This window comes from Marinobacter xestospongiae, from assembly GCF_023156385.1.
Classification (GTDB): domain Bacteria; phylum Pseudomonadota; class Gammaproteobacteria; order Pseudomonadales; family Oleiphilaceae; genus Marinobacter; species Marinobacter xestospongiae.
The window spans coordinates 12066-32444 of the sequence record NZ_JAKZAK010000017.1 but is presented as its reverse complement, the minus strand read 5'-3'; the positions used below and the strand labels follow the sequence as shown (position 1 = coordinate 32444).

16 protein-coding genes are annotated in these 20379 nt (G+C 62.8%); 7 read left to right on the top strand and 9 right to left on the bottom strand.

The features are described 5' to 3' along the window. Positions 1–5: 5 nt before the first annotated feature. Positions 6–1112: an alanine racemase gene (gene alr, locus MLD24_RS13035; RefSeq protein WP_248167001.1), complete on the top strand. Its 1107-nt coding sequence runs from the start codon at positions 6–8 to the stop codon at positions 1110–1112. Here alr and MLD24_RS13030 read toward each other — a convergent pair. Beyond that, positions 1109–1471 (bottom strand): hypothetical protein, encoded by a 363-nt coding sequence (locus MLD24_RS13030; RefSeq protein ID WP_227172184.1) that lies wholly within the window; start codon positions 1469–1471, stop codon positions 1109–1111. The two genes, alr and MLD24_RS13030, sit on opposite strands and share 4 nt — an antisense overlap. A 225-nt stretch (positions 1472–1696) precedes the next feature. Between MLD24_RS13030 and MLD24_RS13025 the strand changes: the two genes are divergently transcribed. Continuing rightward, on the top strand, positions 1697–2581 hold the full coding sequence (locus MLD24_RS13025) for a sugar nucleotide-binding protein (protein WP_248167000.1): 885 nt from the start codon (positions 1697–1699) through the stop codon (positions 2579–2581). 54 nt (positions 2582–2635) lie between these two features. On the opposite strand, the gene fnr is transcribed toward MLD24_RS13025, so the two are convergent. Together fnr and fabB are read right to left on the bottom strand one after the other, a co-directional pair. Further along, positions 2636–3388, bottom strand: coding sequence for a fumarate/nitrate reduction transcriptional regulator Fnr (gene fnr, locus MLD24_RS13020; protein ID WP_227172182.1), 753 nt, complete (start codon positions 3386–3388; stop codon positions 2636–2638). A 214-nt stretch (positions 3389–3602) separates the two neighbouring features. Then, positions 3603–4814 carry a beta-ketoacyl-ACP synthase I gene (gene fabB, locus MLD24_RS13015; protein WP_248166998.1) on the bottom strand — a complete coding sequence of 404 codons (1212 nt, stop codon included), beginning with the start codon at positions 4812–4814 and terminating at the stop codon, positions 3603–3605. Positions 4815–5031: 217 nt separating this feature from the next. On the opposite strand from fabB, the gene MLD24_RS13010 reads away from it, so the two are divergent. Beyond that, positions 5032–5526, top strand: a complete 495-nt coding sequence (locus MLD24_RS13010) for an Mpo1 family 2-hydroxy fatty acid dioxygenase (RefSeq protein ID WP_248166997.1) — start codon at positions 5032–5034, stop codon at positions 5524–5526. A gap of 54 nt (positions 5527–5580) precedes the next feature. Then, a complete protein-coding gene (locus tag MLD24_RS13005) occupies positions 5581–6351 on the top strand; it encodes a helix-turn-helix transcriptional regulator (RefSeq protein ID WP_248166995.1) in 771 nt (256 codons plus the stop codon). On the opposite strand, the gene ylqF is transcribed toward MLD24_RS13005, so the two are convergent. Further along, positions 6339–7256: a ribosome biogenesis GTPase YlqF gene (gene ylqF / locus MLD24_RS13000; protein WP_248166993.1), complete on the bottom strand. Its 918-nt coding sequence runs from the start codon at positions 7254–7256 to the stop codon at positions 6339–6341. The genes MLD24_RS13005 and ylqF overlap by 13 nt on opposite strands. Positions 7257–7553: 297 nt before the next feature. Here ylqF and MLD24_RS12995 point away from each other — a divergent pair, with 297 nt between their 5' ends. Continuing rightward, positions 7554–7961: a Spy/CpxP family protein refolding chaperone gene (locus tag MLD24_RS12995; RefSeq protein WP_248166991.1), complete on the top strand. Its 408-nt coding sequence runs from the start codon at positions 7554–7556 to the stop codon at positions 7959–7961. A gap of 58 nt (positions 7962–8019) precedes the next feature. Here the strand turns inward: MLD24_RS12995 and MLD24_RS12990 are convergent, their stop codons facing one another. The 5 genes from MLD24_RS12990 to MLD24_RS12970 all read right to left on the bottom strand — a co-directional run bounded on the left by MLD24_RS12990 (position 8020) and on the right by MLD24_RS12970 (position 16127). After that, positions 8020–10569: an efflux RND transporter permease subunit gene (locus MLD24_RS12990; RefSeq protein ID WP_248166990.1), complete on the bottom strand. Its 2550-nt coding sequence runs from the start codon at positions 10567–10569 to the stop codon at positions 8020–8022. Between the two features lie 133 nt (positions 10570–10702). After that, positions 10703–11923 carry a methyl-accepting chemotaxis protein gene (locus MLD24_RS12985; RefSeq protein WP_248166988.1) on the bottom strand — a complete coding sequence of 407 codons (1221 nt, stop codon included), beginning with the start codon at positions 11921–11923 and terminating at the stop codon, positions 10703–10705. Between the two features lie 181 nt (positions 11924–12104). After that, positions 12105–13151: a lipoyl synthase gene (gene lipA / locus MLD24_RS12980; RefSeq protein WP_248166986.1), complete on the bottom strand. Its 1047-nt coding sequence runs from the start codon at positions 13149–13151 to the stop codon at positions 12105–12107. Between the two features lie 140 nt (positions 13152–13291). Next, a complete protein-coding gene (locus tag MLD24_RS12975; protein WP_248166984.1) occupies positions 13292–14653 on the bottom strand; it encodes a multicopper oxidase family protein in 1362 nt (453 codons plus the stop codon). A 199-nt stretch (positions 14654–14852) separates the two neighbouring features. Further along, positions 14853–16127 (bottom strand): bifunctional O-acetylhomoserine aminocarboxypropyltransferase/cysteine synthase, encoded by a 1275-nt coding sequence (locus tag MLD24_RS12970; RefSeq protein WP_248166982.1) that lies wholly within the window; start codon positions 16125–16127, stop codon positions 14853–14855. A 300-nt stretch (positions 16128–16427) separates the two neighbouring features. Here MLD24_RS12970 and MLD24_RS12965 point away from each other — a divergent pair, with 300 nt between their 5' ends. Both MLD24_RS12965 and MLD24_RS21695 read left to right on the top strand, forming a co-directional pair. After that, complete coding sequence (locus tag MLD24_RS12965) at positions 16428–17516, top strand: hypothetical protein (protein ID WP_248166980.1); 1089 nt, start codon at positions 16428–16430, stop codon at positions 17514–17516. Between the two features lie 207 nt (positions 17517–17723). Continuing rightward, positions 17724–20294 carry a GcvT family protein gene (locus MLD24_RS21695; protein WP_248166978.1) on the top strand — a complete coding sequence of 857 codons (2571 nt, stop codon included), beginning with the start codon at positions 17724–17726 and terminating at the stop codon, positions 20292–20294. Positions 20295–20379 lie beyond the last annotated feature (85 nt).

The following is a 20379-nucleotide window of genomic DNA, read 5'->3' as shown; positions in this document are numbered from 1 at the left end:
GCGCCATGCCTAGACCAACCGTTGCGCGGGTCGATCTGGATGCCCTTCGGCACAACTATCGTGAGGCCGCCCGCCTGGCGGGTCATGCCCGCGCCATGGCGGTGGTGAAGGCGGATGGTTACGGTCACGGTATTGCCGCCGTGGCGAAGGCCCTGGCCGGGGAGGTGGAGCGTTTTGCCGTTGCCTGCCTGGAGGAGGCGTTGACCATTCGCGAGGCCGGGCTGGACCAAACCGTGGTGCTGTTGCAGGGCGTGCATGCCGCCGAGGATGTGGCGACCTGCGTTCGGCTGGGTCTGGAACCGGTGATTCACTGCGAGCGCCAGCTCGACTGGCTGGCCGCCGGTAACGAGGTGCCGGCGTTCTGGATCAAGGTCAACAGTGGCATGAACCGGCTGGGCTTTCGGGCCGCTGAGCTGCCTGCAGTGATGGCCTCGGTACGCGCGCTGACGGATGCCGGGCGCGGCGCCTTCCTTGGTTTTGTCACCCATTTTGCTGCTGCCGACGACCCCGACCGGAAAACCACCGAGAGCCAGACCCGTTATTTCCAGGATGCCGTCGCGCCCTGGCCGGAGGCACTGCTGAGTGTGGGCAACTCCGCCGCCCATTTCCGCGTTGATCAGCCGCTGTTTGACTGGAGTCGACCAGGGATCATGCTTTACGGCGCTTCGCCAATGGCGGAACGCTGCGGGGCCGAGCTGGGGCTGAAACCGGTGATGACGCTGGAGTCGGAGCTGACCGCTGTGCGCTGGCTGAACCCCGGGGATGCTGTGGGTTACGGCGAAACCTGGCGGGCCGAACAGCCCACGCGAATGGGGATCGTTGCCGTCGGCTATGGCGATGGCTACCCTCGCCACGCCGGCACCGGTACGCCGGCGGCGATCAATGGTCAGCGGGTTAGGCTGATCGGGCGGGTGTCGATGGACATGCTGGCGGTGGATCTGACCGGCGCCCCAAACGCCAGCCCCGGGGATCGGGTCGAGTTGTGGGGCGCGGAGGTGCCGGTGGACGAAGTGGCCCGACATGCGGGCACTATTGGTTACGAGCTATTGACCGGCGTTACCGCCCGGGTGCCGCGGATCTATTCCGGTGCCGAGCCGGACACCGGACACTAGGCTTCGGCATTTTCCGGCTCGTGAATGATTTCCTCGATGAAGTCGAGGATGCTCACCAGGCTGCGTTCGTCGAGCTTCTTCAGCACCTTGTGAACCACCATCTTGCTGCCTTTGAGCATGCTGCCGATTCCCATCCGGGCCATGCCCATCACCATGCTGCCGGCATTCAGGCGACGCAGCGGTTCGAGGAAGAAAAAGTCCAGGCCGGATTCGGTCAGGTCGACGATCAGGTTGTAGAGCTGGTCAATGGCTTCCTTGTCGGCCTTGCCGCGGTTACGGATCTCACCGACGGTGTACAGGGCTCGGGTGCGGAGTTCGTCGTCAATTGGGGCGACGATGTGGCTTTGCGCTTTCAGCATGGCGTTTCCCATTGTTGTATGCTCTTCGGGCCCGATATTGTAGTGGGTGGGCGGTTGCCGGCATTGGCTGGGACGCAGGGCGGCGGCTGTCAGAACTGCGATCGTGATACGGGCTTTCTCCACGGCCGATAAGGCCTTACAGTAGCACCATATCCCTTGGCCGAAATGGCCTCAGGCGCCGGCGTGGCCGCGCTGAAATCACTTGCTTGGAGTCTGAGTTTCCCTGTGAACGTGCTTGTTGTCCATGACTATGGTCCCCTTGGTCGGGTGTTGCTGGAGCAGCTCAAACAGACCACCCTGCACATCAGCCCGCTGCTGATCAGCGAACCCGGCAACGCCAACCTCTCGGCCCTGGCCGATTGGGTGCCGGCGGACACTGACCTGATCGTCAACGCCCTTTGGCAGGCTGATCCCGAGGTGGCCGAGCCAGATCCGGAAGCGGCCCGAGAAACCGCGTTTTCGCTGCCGATGGCGCTGGCGGAGCACGCCCGTGAGCATGGCATGGCATTGGTTCAGTTGTCGTCCTGCTATGTCTTCGATGGCCGCAAGCAGAGTGCCTATCTGGCGTCGAACCCCGGCCAGCCATTCAGTCAACTGGGCAACTGGCAGTGGGAATGTGAGCAGGCCCTGCGTACGCTACTGCCGCGTCACCTGATCCTGCGCACGGGCTGGAGCCTGGGTCGGTTTATTCGCAAGGTTCAGGACAGTGCGCTGGATCGCTCGATGTTGCCGTTGTCGAGCCGCTATCACGGTCAGCCGGTGGCCTATCGGGATCTGGCGCGGGTGATTGTGGCGATTTTGCAGCAGATTGACTGCGGTGCGGAGGTGTGGGGGACCTTCCAGTATGCTGGTGCGGAGGAAATCTCTCACTATGAGCTGGGACTGGCGATCGCCGAGCTGGCGGGATTGCCGGAGGGAACCCGGGTGGTGGACGAGGTGCCGGAGTGGGCTGCGCTGGAGCCGGAGAATGCCACCCTGGGCTGCACCAAGATCCGCAATACCTTCGGCATCAAGCAGTTGCCCTGGCGACGGATGCTGGATGAGGAGTTGGCGCTGATCAGTGCCCGGGCGCCGGATCGGGAAACGGTCGGCCAGATCCGGGAGGACTGAGGCTGGCGCCGGATGGCGTCGGTGTTCTCTACGCCACCGGCGTGAGTGTGATGCTCAGCGGCACGGTGGCGCGTCTGAGGCCTCCTGGGCGATGGCGTGCAGGGCATCCATGTCCAGTAGCTCAACATCACGGCCACGGGCCTTGAGCAGGCCCTGGTTCTGGTAACGGGTGAACACCCGGCTGACGGTTTCGACCGCAAGCCCCAGGAAGTTGGCAATGTCGTTGCGGGCCATCGGCAGGTTGAAATGGGTGGCTGACAGCTTGCGACGCTGGAAGCGGCTGGACAGTGACAGCAGCAGACTGGCAATACGTTCCTCCGCCGTGCGCTTGCTCAGCATCATCGCCAACTGATGGCTGCTCTGGATTTCCTGGCTCATCAACTGGAAGAAGTGATGCTGCAGGCCCGGCAGTTTGTGGGTCAGCTCTTCCATATGGTCCATCGGCAGTTCGCACACACTGGTGCGCTCCAGGGCCTTGGCGGAGCAGGCGTAGTGAGTGCCACTCATGCTGTCGAGGCCAACCAGTTCGCCTGGCAGGAAAAAGCCGGTGACCTGTTCATCACCGTTCTCGGTCACGATCGACGTCTTGATGGCACCGCTGCGAACCGCAAAACAGGAGCGGAAGGGCGCATTCTGCTCGAACACATAATCCCCCCGGTTATAGATGCGACCCTGCTGAACCACATCCTCCAGCCTGGCCAGGTCCTGATCGCTGACGGCCAGCGGCAGACACAGGTTGCTGAGGCTGCACTGTTGGCACGATGCCTTCAGTGTCGGGGATTTGCCGATCTTGATGGTCTGTTCCATAGCGTCTACTGCCGAATTTGATGCATATCAAATGCGTACATTAATACGAAAGGACCGGGATTCCAACGGTTATCGTTGACCTGGGATCAGTTTCGTTAGTTTCCTAGGCAGCCTCTGAACCACGTACCGCCCCGGACTGCGCCGGAGCGATTCGAGTTTGCGCAGAAGCTCCCGGTTTCCTGTCGTTCGGCAGGCAGGCGACTACCTGCGCCCCTCAGTCGAGGCGCTGGAAAATCAGGGATGCGTTGGTGCCGCCAAAGCCGAAGCTGTTGGACATCACCGTACGCAGGTCGGCATCCCGGGACTGCGGGCCAACAATGGGCAGGTCACGGATTTTCTCATCCGGGTCTGCCAGGTTGGCGGTGCCGGCGATAAAGCCATGCTGCAGCATCAGCAGGGAATAGATCGCCTCGTGCACGCCCGCCGCGCCGAGGGAATGGCCGGACAGCGACTTGGTTGAGGAGATGGCTGGGATCTGGTCGGTAAAGGTGGCCTGTACCGCGCCCATTTCCGCCACATCGCCAACCGGAGTGCTGGTGCCATGGGCGTTGATGTAGTCGATGGGGCCATCGACGGTAGCCATGGCCTGGCGCATGCAGCGTTGCGCTCCTTCACCTGAGGGGGCCACCATGTCGTGACCGTCCGAGGTGGCACCATAGCCGGTCAGTTCGGCGATGATGTGGGCGCCACGGGCGCGGGCGTGTTCCAGTTCTTCCAACACCACCATGCCGCCACCGCCGGCGATCACAAAGCCGTCACGACCACTGTCAAAGGGCCGGGATGCGGTGGCCGGGGCTTCGTTGTACTTGGTGGAGAGCGCGCCCATGGCGTCGAACAGCATGGTCAGGCTCCAATCCTCTTCTTCCCCGCCGCCGGCGAAGACAATGTCCTGTTTGCCGGCCTGGATCTGCTCCATGGCGTGGCCGATGCAATGGGCGCTGGTGGCGCAGGCGGACGACATCGAATAGTTGACGCCACGAATCTTGAACGCGGTGGCCAGGCAGGCAGACACGGTGCTGGTCATGATCCGTGGCACCATGTAGGGCCCGATGCGTTTGACCCCTTTCTCCCGCATGGCGTCGATGGCTTCCACCTGGCTGGCGCAGGAGGCGCCGCCGGAGCCGGCAATCAGACCGGTGCGGTCGTTGGAGATCAGGTCGTCGGTCAGTCCGGCGGCGGCAATGGCCTGTTCCATCGCCAGGTAGCTGTACATGGCGGACTGACCCATGAACCGGCGGATCTTGCGATCGATGGTGCCGGTGTCCACATCCACCGAGCCGGAGACCTGGCTGCGGAAGCCGAGTTCCTGATAGCGCTCGTTGAAGCGGATGCCGGAGCGGCCGGTTTTCAGGCTGGTAGCCACTTCGTCCACCGAGTTGCCCAGGCAGGACACGATGCCCATGCCGGTGACGACAACGCGTCTCATAACTTTCCTCCTGTCCGGTTCGGCGGTTGCCGGTCACCGGGCTGTATTCGTTGCGATGGCAACATTCTAGGAACTTTCGAGCGGTTCCGGTATTTGACCTTGGTACGGTAGGGCGACCCGACAGCCCGCAGGCGCGTAACCACTGCGTACAAGGCTGCGGCACCCTACGCTGCTAATCTGCCCGGAGCGATCAACAACAAAACAAGAGGAGATCACCGTGCGTTCCCTGTCCCGTTTCCTGTCTGACTACGGCGAGAGCCACCGCAATCCGGTAAACCAGTGGGTTCACATTGTCTGTGTGCCGCTGATTCTGGTGTCCACCCTGGGTCTGCTGTGGCTGGTGCCGCTGGGACAGTGGCTGGGGCTGTCAGCGGCCTGGGCCGGCTGGGTCAATGGCGCGACCTTGCTGGGAGTGCTGTCTGGCATCCTGTACCTGCGGCTGTCGCCCTGGGTGTTTGTGTTGATGGTGGGGTGGTTTGCGCTGTCGGTGTGGATCATCCTGGCGATTCAGGGCGCGGGCTGGCCGCTGTTGTGGATCTGCGTGGCGGTCTGGGTTCTGGCCTGGATCGGCCAGGTGTGGGGCCACAAGGTGGAGGGCAAGAAACCGTCCTTTATCGAGGACCTGGTGTTCCTGCTCATCGGCCCGGTGTTTGTCAGCATCGAGTTTGCAGCCAAACTGGGGCTGCCGGTCCGCCATGCCCAGGGCCACTGAGGGGGGTAAATGCGGTAAGCTGAGGGCCTGTCGATCACCACTGGCCGTCGCCCTATGCCGCAGTCCGCAACCGGCCCCGTTCCCTGGCGGGGCCACCTTCATGTCTGGCCCGACCACTGGCAGGTGGTCGGGCGCCTGTTACCGAACGATCCCCACCGCCACATCAGCGCGTCGTTGCTGGTCGGGCTGGAGGGAGAGTTTCTGTTGCAGTGCGATGGTCGGCAACGGCGGACCCGGGCGGCTCTGGTGGCACCGGATGTGGTTCAGGCGCTGGACCCGCTGGGGGGCACGCTCTGGGTCAGTCAGCTGGACCCGGATTGCCCGCTCTGGCGGCGGCTGATGGGGCGTCTGGATGGCGGTGTCAGTGTGGATCTGCCGCTGCCGCAGCACTGGCCTTCGCCGGCCTCAGGCACCGATTGCAGCGCCATGGCGCACTGGCTGGCGGCTTACGTCACCCGGCTTGAAGGCGTGGTGACGCCGCTGGATGAGCGGGTTGCCGCGACCTGCCGGCAGCTCCGGGACACCCTGCCGGATCGCCTCGACCTGGCTGCACTGGCGTCCCGGGTCGGGCTGTCGGGCTCACGGCTCAGCCACCTGTTCCGCCACGATACCGGGGTGTCCCTGCGCCGGTTCCTGCTGCATCTCAAACTGAACCGGGCCCTGGCCTGCTGGCAGCCGGGGATGACGCTGTCGCAGCTGGCGGTGGACGCGGGCTTCTACGATCAGCCCCACCTGGTACGCACCGCCCGCGAGATGTACGACGCCCTGCCTTCGGCCTACGTGCTGGCCGGCGGGTTTGAAGTTTGCCGCTGTCAGTCACGCTGACGGCGGGCTGCCTTCTTGGCTTCCCTGGCCGCCTCAGCCTGTTCCGCCTGCTGGCGTTCGCGTTCCACCATCGCCGGGGTTTCCAGGGTCATCGGACCAAGTTTGCCCGCCCGCAGCTCGTTGAGCAGCACCTCCGCCACCTTGTGCAGGTCGGGAATGCCGCCACGGCCAAAGAATCGGCGGCGCTCGGCAATGGCATCCATCAGCGCGATACCGTCGCTGGGGAAGCTGGGAAGAGTGTCGAGGTCGTAACGGTCCCGGACCACCTCGGGATAGGCTTCCAGCAGGTAATCGGCGGCGAACAGGGCGACATCCTCGAAGTCGATCACCGAGCTGCGAATCGCACCCGATACCGCCAGCCGATAACCGCAGGCTTCCGGGGACAGTTTGGGCCAGAGAAACCCGGGGGTGTCGTACAGCAGGATGTTGTCCGGCAATTTAATGGTCTGCTGGGCCTTGGTGACCGCCGGCTCATTGCCGGTCTTGGCCACTGGTCGGCCGGCCAGGGTATTGATCAGGGTGGACTTGCCGACGTTGGGAATGCCCAGGATCATCACCCGCAGGGCGCTGGTCTGGCGGTCGTGGTTCGGCACCAGCTCATTGGCCAGGCGGAGGATTCCCAGGGCCTCCTGACGCTGGTTGTGGCTCAGGGTAATCGCCGTGACCCCCCGTTCCCGCTCCAGGTAGGCCTGCCATTCGGCGGTCCTGTCCGGATCGGCCAGATCCCGTTTGTTGAGCACCTTGATCACCGGCGTATCGCCGCGCAGAGCCGGTACCAGCGGGTTTTCGCTGCTGAACGGCAGGCGGGCGTCGAGGACCTCAATGATCAGGTCCATCTGCGGCATGATCTTTTTGATCTCCTTGCGGGCCTTGTGCATGTGCCCTGGAAACCAGTTAATGGCCATGGAATGTCTCCGGTGACTGGCTGAATCGCGCCATTATGGCGGGGAATGACAAAATTTTCACATCGGCGTCAGCCCCCGTATGGCGGGGGGAGGGCCCACACCGGCTGTGACCTGTGTGGAAAAATGACAGGTCCCGGGGTGAAACCGGGTGGGGCTTTGCTTTAGGGTGGCGGTTCCGGAGTTCACGACACACTGAACGTGACCGTGCAAGCCAATGTATGGATAGCAAGCATTAACGGAGAGTGCCAAGTTATGGTGAGAGTCAAGACATTCGCACACCTGGTTGGAGCCCTGGTTATGGCCATGGGTCTCGCGGCGCCAACCTGGGCGCAGTCGCAGCAACAGCCGGATCAGGTCGATCGACTGGCCCAGATGGTGGGGCTGAGTGACGAGCAGCAGTCCGAGATCCGCGGCATTCTGGAAGAGCTCCAGGGTGAGATCCAGAGCCTGCAGATGGAAGCACGCAGCCTCCAGCAGCAGCTGCAGGACGAGATCAAGCCGGACTACGACGAAGCCAGCATTCGTGAGCAGGCCAGCAAACTGGGCGAACTCTCTGGTGAGATTTCCGCGTTGTCGACCCTGATGCAGGCACGGGTAGACAGCGTTTTCACCCAGGACCAGCGGGATGAGCTGGATCGTCGCATGCGTGCCATGCAGCAGCAGATGCAGGGGCAGCCGCCGCAGCCAGGTGCTCCGGCGCAGTAACGCAACCTGTCTTGCGAACATGAAAAACCCCGCACCGGTTCCGGTGCGGGGTTTTTTGTTAGTCGGCGGTTCCGGGCCGGCCGAAGGGCTGGAACAGCAGTATCAACCGGGGCAGCAGGGTCAGCGCACCCAGTAGTGCCATCAGCATGGCAAACCCGGTGAACAGGCCGAAGTAGATGGTGGGAATGAAGTTCGACAGCACCAGGATTGAGAACCCGGCGATGATGGTGATGGAGGTGTAGGACATGGCGCGCCCGATGCTGCTGTGGCAGCGGTGCATGGTGGCCAGATAGTCCCGATCCTTCTCGAACTCGACCTTGAAACGGTGGATGTAGTGGATGGTGTCATCCACCGCAATGCCCACGGTAATGGCCGCCACGGTGATGGTCATCATATCCAGCGGTATGCCCAGCCAGCCCATCAGACCCAGCACCGAACCTGCCGCCAGCAGGTTGGGAGCAATGCCGATCAGTGCCAGCTTGAGCGAGCGGAACAGCAGCAGGAACATCGCGCAGATGGCCAGGAACACCACGCCCAGTGTCTTGATCTGGGAGTCGAACAGGCTCTGTAGCATGTTGTTGTACATCACCGTCATGCCGGTAAACAGCACCTGGTCGTCGCGGTAGCCCAGTTCTTCGGTCAGATGCTGACGGATGCGATCCAGTAGTTCCTGGCGTCGCAGTTCCGGTGAGGTTTCCAGCAGGCGGATGCTGAAGCGGGCCTGGTCGTGTTCCTCGGAGATGTAGGGGGTCAGCAAGATGCCCTTGAGATCATCCGGTACCGCCGCCGGCACAAAGGCCAGTTGCAGCGCATCCAGCGGTTTGCCGCCATTGACCTGGGCCAGCAGGTCGAGGGTGGTGTCGATGGACAGCACCTTGCCGGTTTCCGGCAGGCTGTCGAGGTACTCGTGGACCTTCGCCAGTTGCGACATCTTGCGGTAGGTGTACCAGGTATCCCGATAACTCTCCGCCGCTTCGCAGTCCTCTACAAATGGATCGCAGTCGCTGGCAAATGGATCATCCTCGGCAAACGGGTCGCCGGCCGCGAAGGGATCGTCGGCGGCAGCGGTGTCACTGGTCGCCGCGCCAGCGGGAGGCGGGTCGTCGGTGATGATCACATCCAGCGGCGTGGTACCGCCCAGGCGGTTGTCGATGGTGATCATGCCCTGGTGGATCTCGGTACTGGACTTGAAGTAGTCGATGAAGCTGTTCTCCACCGTCAGCCGGCTCACACCAATCGCGCACAGCACTGCCAGCACCACTGAGCCCACCAGGATCGCGGGGCCTTGATGTTCGGTCAGGCTGGCAAAGTGATCGGTGAATGGCCGCCGGTTTGAACGTACCCGCTGATCGACCGGCGGCGGCAGCAGGCGCAGCAGGGCGGGGAAGACCAGGAACGCCACCACAAAGGCTACAGCAAGGCCAAGTGTCATCATCCAGCCAAAATCAATGACCGGGCGGATACCGGAGTAGGTCAGCGAGCCGAAGGCCACGATGGTGGTCAGCGCCATGTAGGCGCAGGGCTTGACCATGGCGCTGACGGTGCGGCTGAGGATCGTTGCCGGCGGTGCGTCCGGCTCGTCGTGCTGGTACTCCCGGTAGCGGACAATCAGGTGGATCGTCAGTGACAGGGTCATGATCAGCAGCAGCGACACGAAATTCGAGGAAATCACCGTAACCGGCCATTCCGCCCAGCCCAGGTAGCCCACCACCAGCCAGACGGTGAAGCTGCAGCACAGCAGCGGTACCAGCACCCAGCGCCACTGTCGGAAGATGATGGCCAGGGTCAGTACCAGGAACAGCAGGACGCCGATACCAAAGGTGGAGAGGTCGTTCTGGATGAAACGGATCATGTCCGCAACGATCATGGGTACCCCACCCAGGTGGATTACCGCATCGTCACCATGGCGCTCGAGAATCTGCCGAACCTCGTCGATGGTGGCGTCCCGGCGGGCGTCCAGCTCTTCGGTCAGGGCCAGGAATTCGGCTTCCACCTGGGCCAGGTTGTCCTGGGCGTCGGCATCACCGGGGTTCGCTTCCGCCTTGGCACGCAGCTGTTTGCGCTTCTCCAGCAGCTCAAAAAACGCGGGCGGGGTCGGCAGGTTGACCTGGATGGCGGTGGTCCCACCATCGGTGCTGAGCAGCAGGTTGGGGTAGAGCGGGTTGCTGAGCAGGGCATCGCGGGCCTGCTGCGGTGGCACCTGGTCGTCGTCGATGGTGAGGATTTCCTCGTCAACGGTGTCCAGCGACAGCTTCGGGCTGTGCAACAGCGGCACGTTCAGAATGCTGTTGGTGGAGCCGACGGCGGCGACGGCGGCCAGTTCATCCCGCAGCCCGGCCAATCGGGCCAGGCCGGCGTCGGTAAACAGCGGCTCGTGGGGACTGTAAGTGACGATGAGAAAATCATCGGAGGTGGTAAAGCGCTGATTGACGGTCCGGTACTGGGCCAGCGAGCGGTCGTTTTCCAGCACCAGGGACTCGGCGGAAGCGTCGAGCCGGAATTGGTGCAGGTTGAGGCTCATCAGTCCCAGCACCAGGGCAAACAGCACCAGCACCACCACCGGGTGGGCCAGGATCAGGCGATCGTAAAGTGTGCGTAGTTTGGTCATGACGGTGGCGTCCCTTTGGGATCAGAGCGGGCAGTTTGCCATATTCTGTCAGGGAATAAAGGTGCCCCGGCTGATAGTTGAAATGTGCGGGGTGCCGGGGAGCCTCAGAATGGCTCCCCGAGGTGGGGAACGGTCAGTTGACGGTCACCCGGTTGGCGGCGGACTCGAGGGAGTCGATCAGGGTTTTCAGGCGCTGGCTCATCTCGGCGCTGTCCGCCAGCTGCACCACCATGTTTTCGGTGGCGTTGCGAATGCCCTCCACATTGGCCAGCACATCGTCGGTTGCGGCGGTCTGTTCCGCGGAGACCGCGGCGATCTCTTCGTTGGTCCGGTCGATGCGGGACACCACATCGTTGATGGCTTCGAGGGCCTCGCGACCCTGTTCTGCCTCACCAACGCAGCGACTGGCGTCTTCCGAGCTGCCGCCCATCTGTGCCACGGCACTGTCCATGGCTGTGAGCAACCGGTCAATGGTGCCCTGAATCTGGTCGGTGGAATCCTGCACCCGTTGCGCCAGCTTGCGGACTTCGTCCGCCACCACCGCAAAGCCGCGGCCCTGTTCACCGGCCCGGGCCGCCTCAATGGCGGCGTTGAGGGCCAGCAGGTTGGTCTGTTCGGCAATGCCCTTGATCTCCGCCACAGCGTGGCTGATTTCATGGGAATTGGCTGACAACGCCTGAACGCTGTTGGCGGACTGGCCGATAACATCCGCCAGGCCGCGGATGGAATCGGTGCTGCGGCGCACCTGGGTGCTGCCGTCCACGGCGGCCTTGCGGGCTTCGTGGGACAGGGTCTTGGCAATGCCGGCCTGTTCCGCGATGCCATTGAAACTCTGCAGCATCTGCGCGATCACCGTCGCGGAACTGTCGGTGCTGGCCTGCTGGCGGCTGAGGTCATCCCGGCGCTGCTCGGAGGCACGGGTAAGTTCGTGAACCTCAACGTGGAGCCGCTCGATAGCCTGCTTCATGCTTTTGACCACATCCATGGTGCGGTCCTGCATGGCGTTGAAGGCGGAGGCCATCTCGCCGATCTCATCGTGGGAGTCCACCGTTGCTCGCTGGCTCAGGTTTCCGGAGCTCTGCACCGCCACCATGGTGCCCTTGAGGCGGTGGACGTGACGCTCGATGAAGCTGATCAGCATCTGTGACCCGGCCATCTCCAGCAGCATCAGCACGGCCACCAGACCACCAAATTCAACCGCGGTGTTGGCAAACACCTCGGCGAACGAACGATCGGTCAAGGCGGCAATCATGTTCATGGCGTAGAGCACCAACAGGCACAGCACTGCCAGTACCACGATGTTCAGCAGCCAGAACTTGTACTTCAGCCGCGCATTCTTGAGCAGTTGTAGCATATTGAGTCCACTGTGTTTCTTGGCAAAGGGGCCCGCAGGCCCCCTAAAGATAGCAAGGGAGTCAGGGCTTGTCTGTAGGCGTCAGGGTCACGGGGATTCCGTGCCGGGGTAGGCTGTCGCTGGCGGTTCGGACTGTCCACGGGGTGGGCCGAGCCGCCAGCGGGGCGGGCAGGTGCGGCGGTCAGTCGACCTGTTTGACCGGAATCTGCAGCGCCTGGTTGTGTTCTGCCGCCGGTACGTCGGGGGTAATCAGGCCGAGGTTGTTCTTCTCGAAGACCCGGTCGGCGCGATAGCTGGAGCGGACCATGGGACCGGATGGCACTTCCATGAAGCCTTTGGCCAGACCGATGTCGCGGTAGCGGTTGAACTCTTCCGGCGACACGTAGCGCTCTACCGGCAGGTGGTTGGGGGTTGGGCGCAGGTATTGGCCCAAGGTGAGAATATCGACACCGACCTCACGGAGGTCGTCCATGGTGGCCATGATCTCGTCGTCGGTTTCACCCAGGCCCAGCATCAGACTGGTCTTGGTGATGACATCCGGACGGTGCTGCTTGGCATGGGCCAGCACATCCAGGGTCTTGCGGTAACCGGCGCGGGGATCTCGAACCCAGTGGGTCAGGCGCTCAACGGTCTCCACGTTCTGGGCGAACACGTCCAGACCGGAATCCACCACCTTCTCGACGTTTTCCATGACCGCATCAAAGTCCGGGGTCAGGGCCTCCACCGCCACTTCCGGTGTGCGTTCCTTGATGGCGGCAACACAGGCGGCGTAATGGGCGGCACCGCCGTCCGGCAGGTCGTCACGGTCCACCGAGGTCAGCACAATGTAGCGCAGCCCCATCAGCTCCACCGACTTGGCGGTGTTCTCTGGCTCGTCGTGGTCCAGCCAGCCTTTGGGGTTGCCGGTGTCCACCGCGCAGAATTTGCAGGCACGGGTGCAGACCGATCCCATCACCATGATGGTGGCGGTGCCGTTGTTCCAGCATTCGCCGATGTTGGGGCAGTGGGATTCCTGGCAAACGGTGCTGAGCCGGTGTTCGTTGACGTTGCGGCGCACCGCGTCGTAGCGCTCGCCGCCGGGCATCCGGGCTCGCAGCCATTTGGGCTTCCGGGTCACCGGCGTACTGGCATGGCCGGATTTCTTGACGCCATCCTTGATGGCGGCAATGCCGTGTGCACTCTTGAACTTGGTACCACTGGTAACGCGGGGTTTCGCGCTGTCGCTCATGACAACCGGACTCTGCTTGCTGGAATTGGGGGAGTCTTCAAGGGTAATGCCCGCGACCGGGGGAGACAAGCACAGTAGGCACAATCACGGGGCGCCGGGGTACCAACTTTTGTCGTAGTCCCCGGCTTTCCTTTTACAGATCAACTGACTTCGATGTAACCCATCAGGCCGGTCTTGAGGTGTTCGATGACATGACAGTGGTACATCCAGCGCCCCGGGTTGTCCGCCACGAAGGCGGCCAGGACCTTCTCGTTCTTGCCCAGCAGCACGGTATCGGTGTGGAACGGCTCAATGGCGCGTTTGTCCGACGACAGCACGGTGAAGGTGTGGCCGTGGATGTGGATCGGGTGGTGGTACTGGGTCAGGTTTTCCAGCTCGAAGATGTAGGTCTGGCCCAGCTTCAGCCGGGCCAGTGGTTCCGGGATGTTGCCCTGGCTCATGCCCTCCCAGGATCGTCGGTTGATGGTCCAGAACGATGGCCCGGAGGCTTCCCCCTGTTTGGCAACCGGACTGATGGCGGCATCCCATTCGAAAACGAAGGACAGGGTTTCGGCGTTGGCCAGGTCCGGTGCCGGCACCGGATTCAGCGGCAGGGCGGGGATCTGGCTGTGGCGAACCTCGCCGGGTTCCGAGTGTAGAGTCACCAGAGGCTTGCCCTTGTGGTAGAAGGTGACGGTCTCGCCCGCGGCGGGAGCCAGCAGGCCCACGTCCACCCGCATGCCCGGCCCCATGGCGTGGCGTTCCAGCGTTACCGGCTGGGCCAGAGGGTTGCCGTCCACCGCCAGAATTCGGGCGTCTTCCACGGAACTGGTGAGATCGTAGGTAACGGTGTTGTCCAGGTTGAGGAAGCGCAGCCGCACCGAACCGCCAGCGGGCACCGGGTAACTGGGGTGCTGCTGGCCATTCACCGTTTGCAACTGGCCCGGCGTGCCCATGCGGGCCGCATAGCGGGGACGACTGAGGCGGTCGAAGCTGCCATCGGCTTTCACATGCCAGTTCTTCAATCCCAGTACCTGCTCGCTGTCGAACGCCACCGGCTGCGCCTCTTCCACAATGAATGCGCCCACCAGGCCGCGGCCCAGCTGCTCGACGCTGTTCATGTGGGGGTGGTACCAGAAGGTGCCGGCATCCGGCGGTGTGAACTCGTAGAGAAACTCCCCGCCGGCGGGAATCGGCGCCTGGCTGAGGAAGGGCACACCGTCCATGGCGATGGGAATGCGCAGGCCGTGCCAGTGAATGGTGGTGGGTTCCGCCAGCTGGTTGCGTACGCGGATGCGAATGGGCTGATGCTGGCGAGCGCGGATCACCGGTGCCGGGTAGCCGCCATTGAAACACCAGGCGGGGGTGGTGCCGGCGTCGACCAGCTGAATGTCTGCCGGCGCCACCGTGAGCTCATAGTCCACGTCCGCCGACGGGCTGGCGGCCAGACTCAGGCGGGGAAGCTGGCTGAGTGCACCCAGAGCCAGGGTGGACTGGAGGAACTGCCGACGGTTCAGAGGCATAACGGATGGTCCTGATAATACTATTGATTATCGGATGGTATCAGCCTGCATCCCGGCGTCGCTACGGCTTGAAAGGGGGGATTACCGGCCCGGTTGATCTGGCGCAAGTGTTTCGGAAGGAGCCGAACGGCGGGGAACCGTATCGACTCCGGGCAACCACGACGACGCGCCGTGGTTGCCCGGCTCCACGGGCTACAGCTTACTGCGCCGCGGCCAGGGCCTGGTCGACGTCGGCGAGGATGTCGTCGACGTGCTCGATACCGATGGACAGCCGCACCAGGTCTTCACTGACGCCAGCGCTGGCCAGTTCCTCGGCGTTCAGCTGGCGGTGGGTGGTGGAGGCGGGATGGCAGGCGAGGGACTTGGCGTCGCCAATGTTCACCAGGCGATAGATCAGTTTCAGGGCATCAATGAAGCGGGCGCCGGCATCACGGCCACCCTTGATGCCGAAGCTGAGGATGCCGGAGGCGCGGCCGCCGCAGATCTTCTCGCAGGTGGTGCGGTAAGGGCTGCTGCTCAGACCGGCGTAGTTGACCCATTCCACACTGGGGTGCTGCTCCAGGAACTCCGCCACTTTCTGGGCGTTCTCGCAATGGCGTTCCATCCGCAGGGCCAGGGTTTCCAGCCCCTGCATGATCAGGAAGGCGTTGAACGGCGACAGCGCGGCGCCGGTGTTGCGCAACGGAACCACGCGGCAGCGGCCAATGAACGCGGCGGCCCCCAGGGCTTCGGTGTAGACCACGCCGTGGTAGGACGGGTCCGGCTCGTTGAGCATCGGGAACTTGTCCTTGTTGGCGGCCCAGTCGAACTTGCCGGAATCCACCACCACCCCGGCGACCGTGGTGCCGTGGCCACCGATGTATTTGGTCAGGGAATGGATGACGATGTCGGCACCGTGCTCGAAGGGCCGGCACAGGAAGGGCGTCGCCACGGTGTTGTCGACAATCAGCGGCAGGCCGTGCTTGTGGGCGATCTCGGCCCAGCGCTGGATGTCGACCACGTTGCCCGCCGGGTTGCCGATGGATTCGCAGAACAGTGCCCGGGTGTTGTCGTCGATGGCGTTCTCCACCGCCTCGAAGTCGTCGTGGGGCGCAAAACGGGTTTCGATCCCCTGGTTTGGCAGCGAGTGGGCGAACAGGTTGTAGGTGCCGCCGTACAGTTGCCCGGTGCTGACGATGTTGTTGCCGACCTTGCAGATGGTCTGCAGGGCGTAGGTGATCGCCGCCATGCCTGATGCCACCGCCAGGGCACCGACACCGCCTTCGAGTTCGGCCATGCGCTGTTCCAGCACCGCGTTGGTGGGGTTCATGATGCGGGTGTAGATATTGCCCTGAACCTTGAGGTCGAACAGGTCCGCCCCGTGCTGGGTGTCGTCAAAGGTGTAGGAGGTGGTCTGATAGATCGGTGTGGTGGCTGCGTTGGTGGCGGGATCGCCACTAAAACCTGCATGCAGGGCGAGGGTTTCCGGTTTCATGCCTGAGTCCTTGGGTCTTTATTGGAACGGCCGGTGGAGGCCGCCGTGTCAACGTTGTTGGTTGGCCGCTGTGGCTACAGGGCCGTCATCGTGCTGACTTGATTGTACTGAGTCGTCGGCAAGATAACAGGGCTTCACCGGCGTGGCTGCTTAATCAGAGTCTCCCTATTAATCAATAGCTCCCTAAATTCGGGTTGCATGTATAACGATCCGTTATGTATAACCTGCCCCCGTATTTGTTACATGAGTCGTACCTCTGGCGTGACTGCCACGTCTTACATGAAAGGGATTTTTATGAAAATGAAAGCGCTTCCGGTTGTTGTTGCTGGCCTGTCCGTTCTGGGTGGCTGCGCAGGGCCCATGACGGACACCACACCAAAGAACCCCACCATGGTCATCCAGGGTAAGTACTCCATGGGGGGAGCGTTCCTGCCGGATGCGTCGGGCACTGAGGTTATTTACATCCGCCCGGACCGGCGCCGGGTGGACGACAACATGGAATTTGACAGCTTCATGCTGGGCTGGGCGGATTACAGCGGTTCGGATATCTACCGGATTGATCAGAACAAGCTCTGGATGCTGGACAACAACAACGAGTCCTATCGGGAGTGCCCCCTGGCAGGCTGTTTCGGCGATCTCGAGTTTGATCTGAGCTCCCTGGGGCCCGGTGGCAACTCCGGGGCAGGCGCTGGTGGTGAGTATCAGGGCTACAGTGACCGTGGCTGTCAGGTGTCGCTGAAGTCCAATGATTTTACGGTAGAGGAAACCGGCCAACGTCGGGTAATTGGTGGTTACGACACCATCGAATATCAGGTGAGTTGGCAGATTGATATGGCCGATCAGCGCAATCGTGTTGACACCAACCTGTTCAAGTTTGTGTTCTGGACCATCACGCCCGAAGCAGCCCAGAGCCCGCTGTGGCAGGGACACCAGCAATCTATGGACAACTATTACCAGGCATTGAATGCGAATCATCCGCTGGCCCGGATGGTTGGGCCCGAGGCCTATGAGGCATTCAGCGGGTTCATCGAGGATCTGGATAAGATTCACGATGGCGCGATCTCTGATGCCGCCGAGCAACTGTCTGCCATTGAAGGCTATCCGCTGGCCAGCAAGGTCGAGTGGTTCCAGAAAACGGACGCCTGTCGTGGCAGAGCCGGTGGTCGTGCCGCAGGAGCCGGGGGTGGCCAAGGCCCTGGAAGCCTGGCGGATGTCGCGGCGAATGCCCTGGGAGGCTTCATTGCTGATCAGCGCAGCGGCTCAGCGAGTAACTGGAAAGAGAAGGCCCTGGTTCGCTACGAGTATGAAGCCACCCAGGTGTCTGAGCAGATGGTTCACGATTCCACCTTCATGGTCCCGGAAGACTATTCCCTGCAACAGCGCCGCTAAGCGCCCGTTTGTCCAGCCCCGACTTCGGTCCGGGGCTGGAGTTTCTGCGTTATCCCGCTCCCTGCGGGCTCCCACCTCCTCCCTTTCACGCCGTGACGCTTTTGGTCGGTTTCGTGTCGCATTGGAAACCGCGTGCCGGCACCTAGCCCCCCAGAGTGAAATTGATTGGCAGATGCTGCCGTCAACCGACTGTGGGAGGGGTAAGCTGTGGCAAAACTTCCGGAAAGTGCCGATGTGGTGATCATTGGCCAGGGCGGCATTGTAGGGGCCTCGGTGGCCCACCATCTGATTGAGCGGGGCTGGAGCAACATCGTGGGGCTGGAGAAATCGGCGATTCCCACCGACATCGGCTCCACGTCCCATGCTTCGGACTTCTGTTTCACCACCTCCCACGACAAGCTCAACATTCACACCACCCGCTACAGCCAGGCGTTCTATGCCCGTCGCGGCAACTATATTCAGGTGGGCGGGATGGAAGTGGCGCGGGTCGGCGACGATGAGCGCATGGACGAACTCCGCCGTAAAGTGGGCTCCGGCAAGGCCTTTGGCACCAACGTCAGCCTGATCACGCCGTCACAGGCCAAGGAGCTGTTCCCGCTGCTGGATGAAAGCCAGATCCAGGGCGCCATGTGGGACCCGGATGCGGGGCTGGTGGTGCCGCGCTCACAAACGGTGGCCGGCGATCTGGTGGACGAGGCGGTCGCCAGTGGCCACCTGCAGGCGTTTCCCTACACCCCGGCCCGGCGCATCGACGTGCAGGATGGCCGGGTCTGTGGTGTCGAGACCGACAAGGGGTACATCAGAACCCAGTACGTGGTCCTGACCATTGGTATCTGGGGGCCGATCATGGCGGACACCGCCGGTGCCGCGCTGCCACTGATGCCGGTGGAACATCCGTTGCTGTTTTTCGGACCCTATGACGCCCTCAAAGGCACCGGCAAAGAGATCGTGTATCCGCTGTTCCGGGACCAGGGCAACTCCGCCTACGTGCGTGACACCGGTGACCCCACCACCAGTGAGGGCGGGCTCATTGAATGGGGCTACTATGAACCGGATGAGCCCCGGCTGGTGTCGCCCTGGGCCATTGCCGAGCCGGAGACCGCACGGATGTCCCCCTCGATGCGCGACCTGAATCTGGAACAGGTGATGGCCGCCTACGAGAAAGCCATCGACATGACACCGATCCTCGGAGAGCTGGGCTGGGAAGAGAAGCGTTCCTTCAATGGCCTGCTGTCGGTGACGCCGGATGGCGGGTCGATGATTGGGGAAACACCGGAGGTTCGCAATCTCTGGTTCTGTGAGGCCATCTGGGTCAAGGACGGTCCCGGAGCGGGCAAGCTGCTGGCGGACTGGCTTACCGACGGTCAGCCGGAGCTGGACCCCCACAGCGTCGACATCGCCCGTTTCTACCCGCCCCAGAAGGCGCGGGGGTATGTCTACGATCGCTGTTACGAGACCGCCAAGAAAATCTACACCCCGGCGGTGCATCCCCGTGAGCCCTACGTCAGTGGCCGGCGGTTGCGCACCAGTCCGTTCTACCCCCGCGAGGTGGAACTGGGCGGCTACTTCATGGAAGCGGCCGGTTGGGAGCGGGCCCATGGTTACCGCAGCAACGAGGCCTCGCTGCTGGAACGATACCGGGACCGCGTACCGGAACGGGCCCATGAGTGGGACAGCCGCCACTTCTGGGAGGTCTCGGATGCCGAAGGGCTGGCGATGAGTGAGGGCGTGGGGATGATCAATCTGTCCCATTTCTGCATTCTGGATGTATCCGGTGCAGACGCCGAGGCGTTGATGGAGTATCTGTCGGTGGCCCGGGTCGGCGGCAGCACCCCGGTGGGAAAGGGCGTCTACACCCACTTCCTCGATGACCGCGGCGGTATTCGTGCCGACCTGACCATTGTCCGTCTCGGGCAGCAGCAATACCGGGTGATCTGCGGCGGTGACACCGGTCACCGGGACCTGGTGTGGATACGGCGGATGAGTGAGCGCCAGGGGCTGACCGATGTCCACATTGAAGACCGCACCGAGGCCCTGGCTACGTTGGGATTGTGGGGGCCGAAGGCGCGGGAGACCCTAGAGCAGTTCCTCGACGACCCCGATGAGATCGCCAACGACAACTTCCCCTTCGCCACCGCTCGTGAACTGCGGGTGGCGGGCATCCCGCTGTGGGCCTTCCGCATCTCCTACGTGGGCGAGCAGGGCTGGGAGCTGTACATCGCGCCCTGCTATGGCCTGCGGCTCTGGGACCTGCTGTTCGATGCGGGTGTGGTGCCGGTGGGTATCGAAACCTACGCCAATACCCGACGGCTGGAAAACAGCCTGCGGCTGCAGAATGTGGACCTGGAAACCGATTACAACCTCTACGAGGCGGACCTGGCCCGCAAGAAAGTGAAGGACGCCGATTTTCATGGCAAGGCCGGCTACCTGGCCCAGCGCCAGCGGCCTCGGCAAGCGGCCTACCTGTGTACCCTGAGCATGGTGGACAACCGGGATGCCGACGGTGTTGCCCGCTATCCGGTGGGGCAGTGGCCGATTCTTGATCCGGCCACCAACGACGTGCTGGTGGACAGTGAGGGGCGCCGCTCCTACAACACCAGTGCGGCCTTTGGGCCCTCTGTCGGCAAGATGCTGCTGCTGGGTTACATTCCGGCGGAGTATGCCGAGGAGGGGCGGGAGCTGGTGCTGGAATACTTCAGCGAGCATTACCCGATCCGCATCGAAGCGGTGGGCTACCGTTCACTGTACGATCCGGGGGCCGCGCGGATGCGCAGCTGAGCGCCGGTAGCACGGGATCAGGCGGGTGATGGTTGCGGGTGGATGGTTGCGGGTGGATGGTTGCGGGTAGATGGTTGCAGGTGGA

Excerpts from the sequence above, each read along its gene's own strand:
- MLD24_RS12985 (WP_248166988.1), bottom strand. The coding sequence starts at position 11,923 with ATGCTACAACTGCTCAAGAATGCGCGGCTGAAGTACAAGTTCTGGCTG.
- MLD24_RS13030 (WP_227172184.1), bottom strand. The coding sequence starts at position 1,471 with ATGCTGAAAGCGCAAAGCCACATCGTCGCCCCAATTGACGACGAACTC.
- MLD24_RS12990 (WP_248166990.1), bottom strand. The coding sequence starts at position 10,569 with ATGACCAAACTACGCACACTTTACGATCGCCTGATCCTGGCCCACCCG.
- MLD24_RS12975 (WP_248166984.1), bottom strand. The coding sequence starts at position 14,653 with ATGCCTCTGAACCGTCGGCAGTTCCTCCAGTCCACCCTGGCTCTGGGT.
- MLD24_RS13005 (WP_248166995.1), top strand. The coding sequence starts at position 5,581 with ATGCCGCAGTCCGCAACCGGCCCCGTTCCCTGGCGGGGCCACCTTCAT.
- lipA (WP_248166986.1), bottom strand. The coding sequence starts at position 13,151 with ATGAGCGACAGCGCGAAACCCCGCGTTACCAGTGGTACCAAGTTCAAG.
- alr (WP_248167001.1), top strand. The coding sequence starts at position 6 with ATGCCTAGACCAACCGTTGCGCGGGTCGATCTGGATGCCCTTCGGCAC.
- ylqF (WP_248166993.1), bottom strand. The coding sequence starts at position 7,256 with ATGGCCATTAACTGGTTTCCAGGGCACATGCACAAGGCCCGCAAGGAG.
- MLD24_RS12995 (WP_248166991.1), top strand. The coding sequence starts at position 7,554 with ATGGCCATGGGTCTCGCGGCGCCAACCTGGGCGCAGTCGCAGCAACAG.
- fabB (WP_248166998.1), bottom strand. The coding sequence starts at position 4,814 with ATGAGACGCGTTGTCGTCACCGGCATGGGCATCGTGTCCTGCCTGGGC.
- MLD24_RS12970 (WP_248166982.1), bottom strand. The coding sequence starts at position 16,127 with ATGAAACCGGAAACCCTCGCCCTGCATGCAGGTTTTAGTGGCGATCCC.
- MLD24_RS12965 (WP_248166980.1), top strand. The coding sequence starts at position 16,428 with ATGAAAGCGCTTCCGGTTGTTGTTGCTGGCCTGTCCGTTCTGGGTGGC.
- fnr (WP_227172182.1), bottom strand. The coding sequence starts at position 3,388 with ATGGAACAGACCATCAAGATCGGCAAATCCCCGACACTGAAGGCATCG.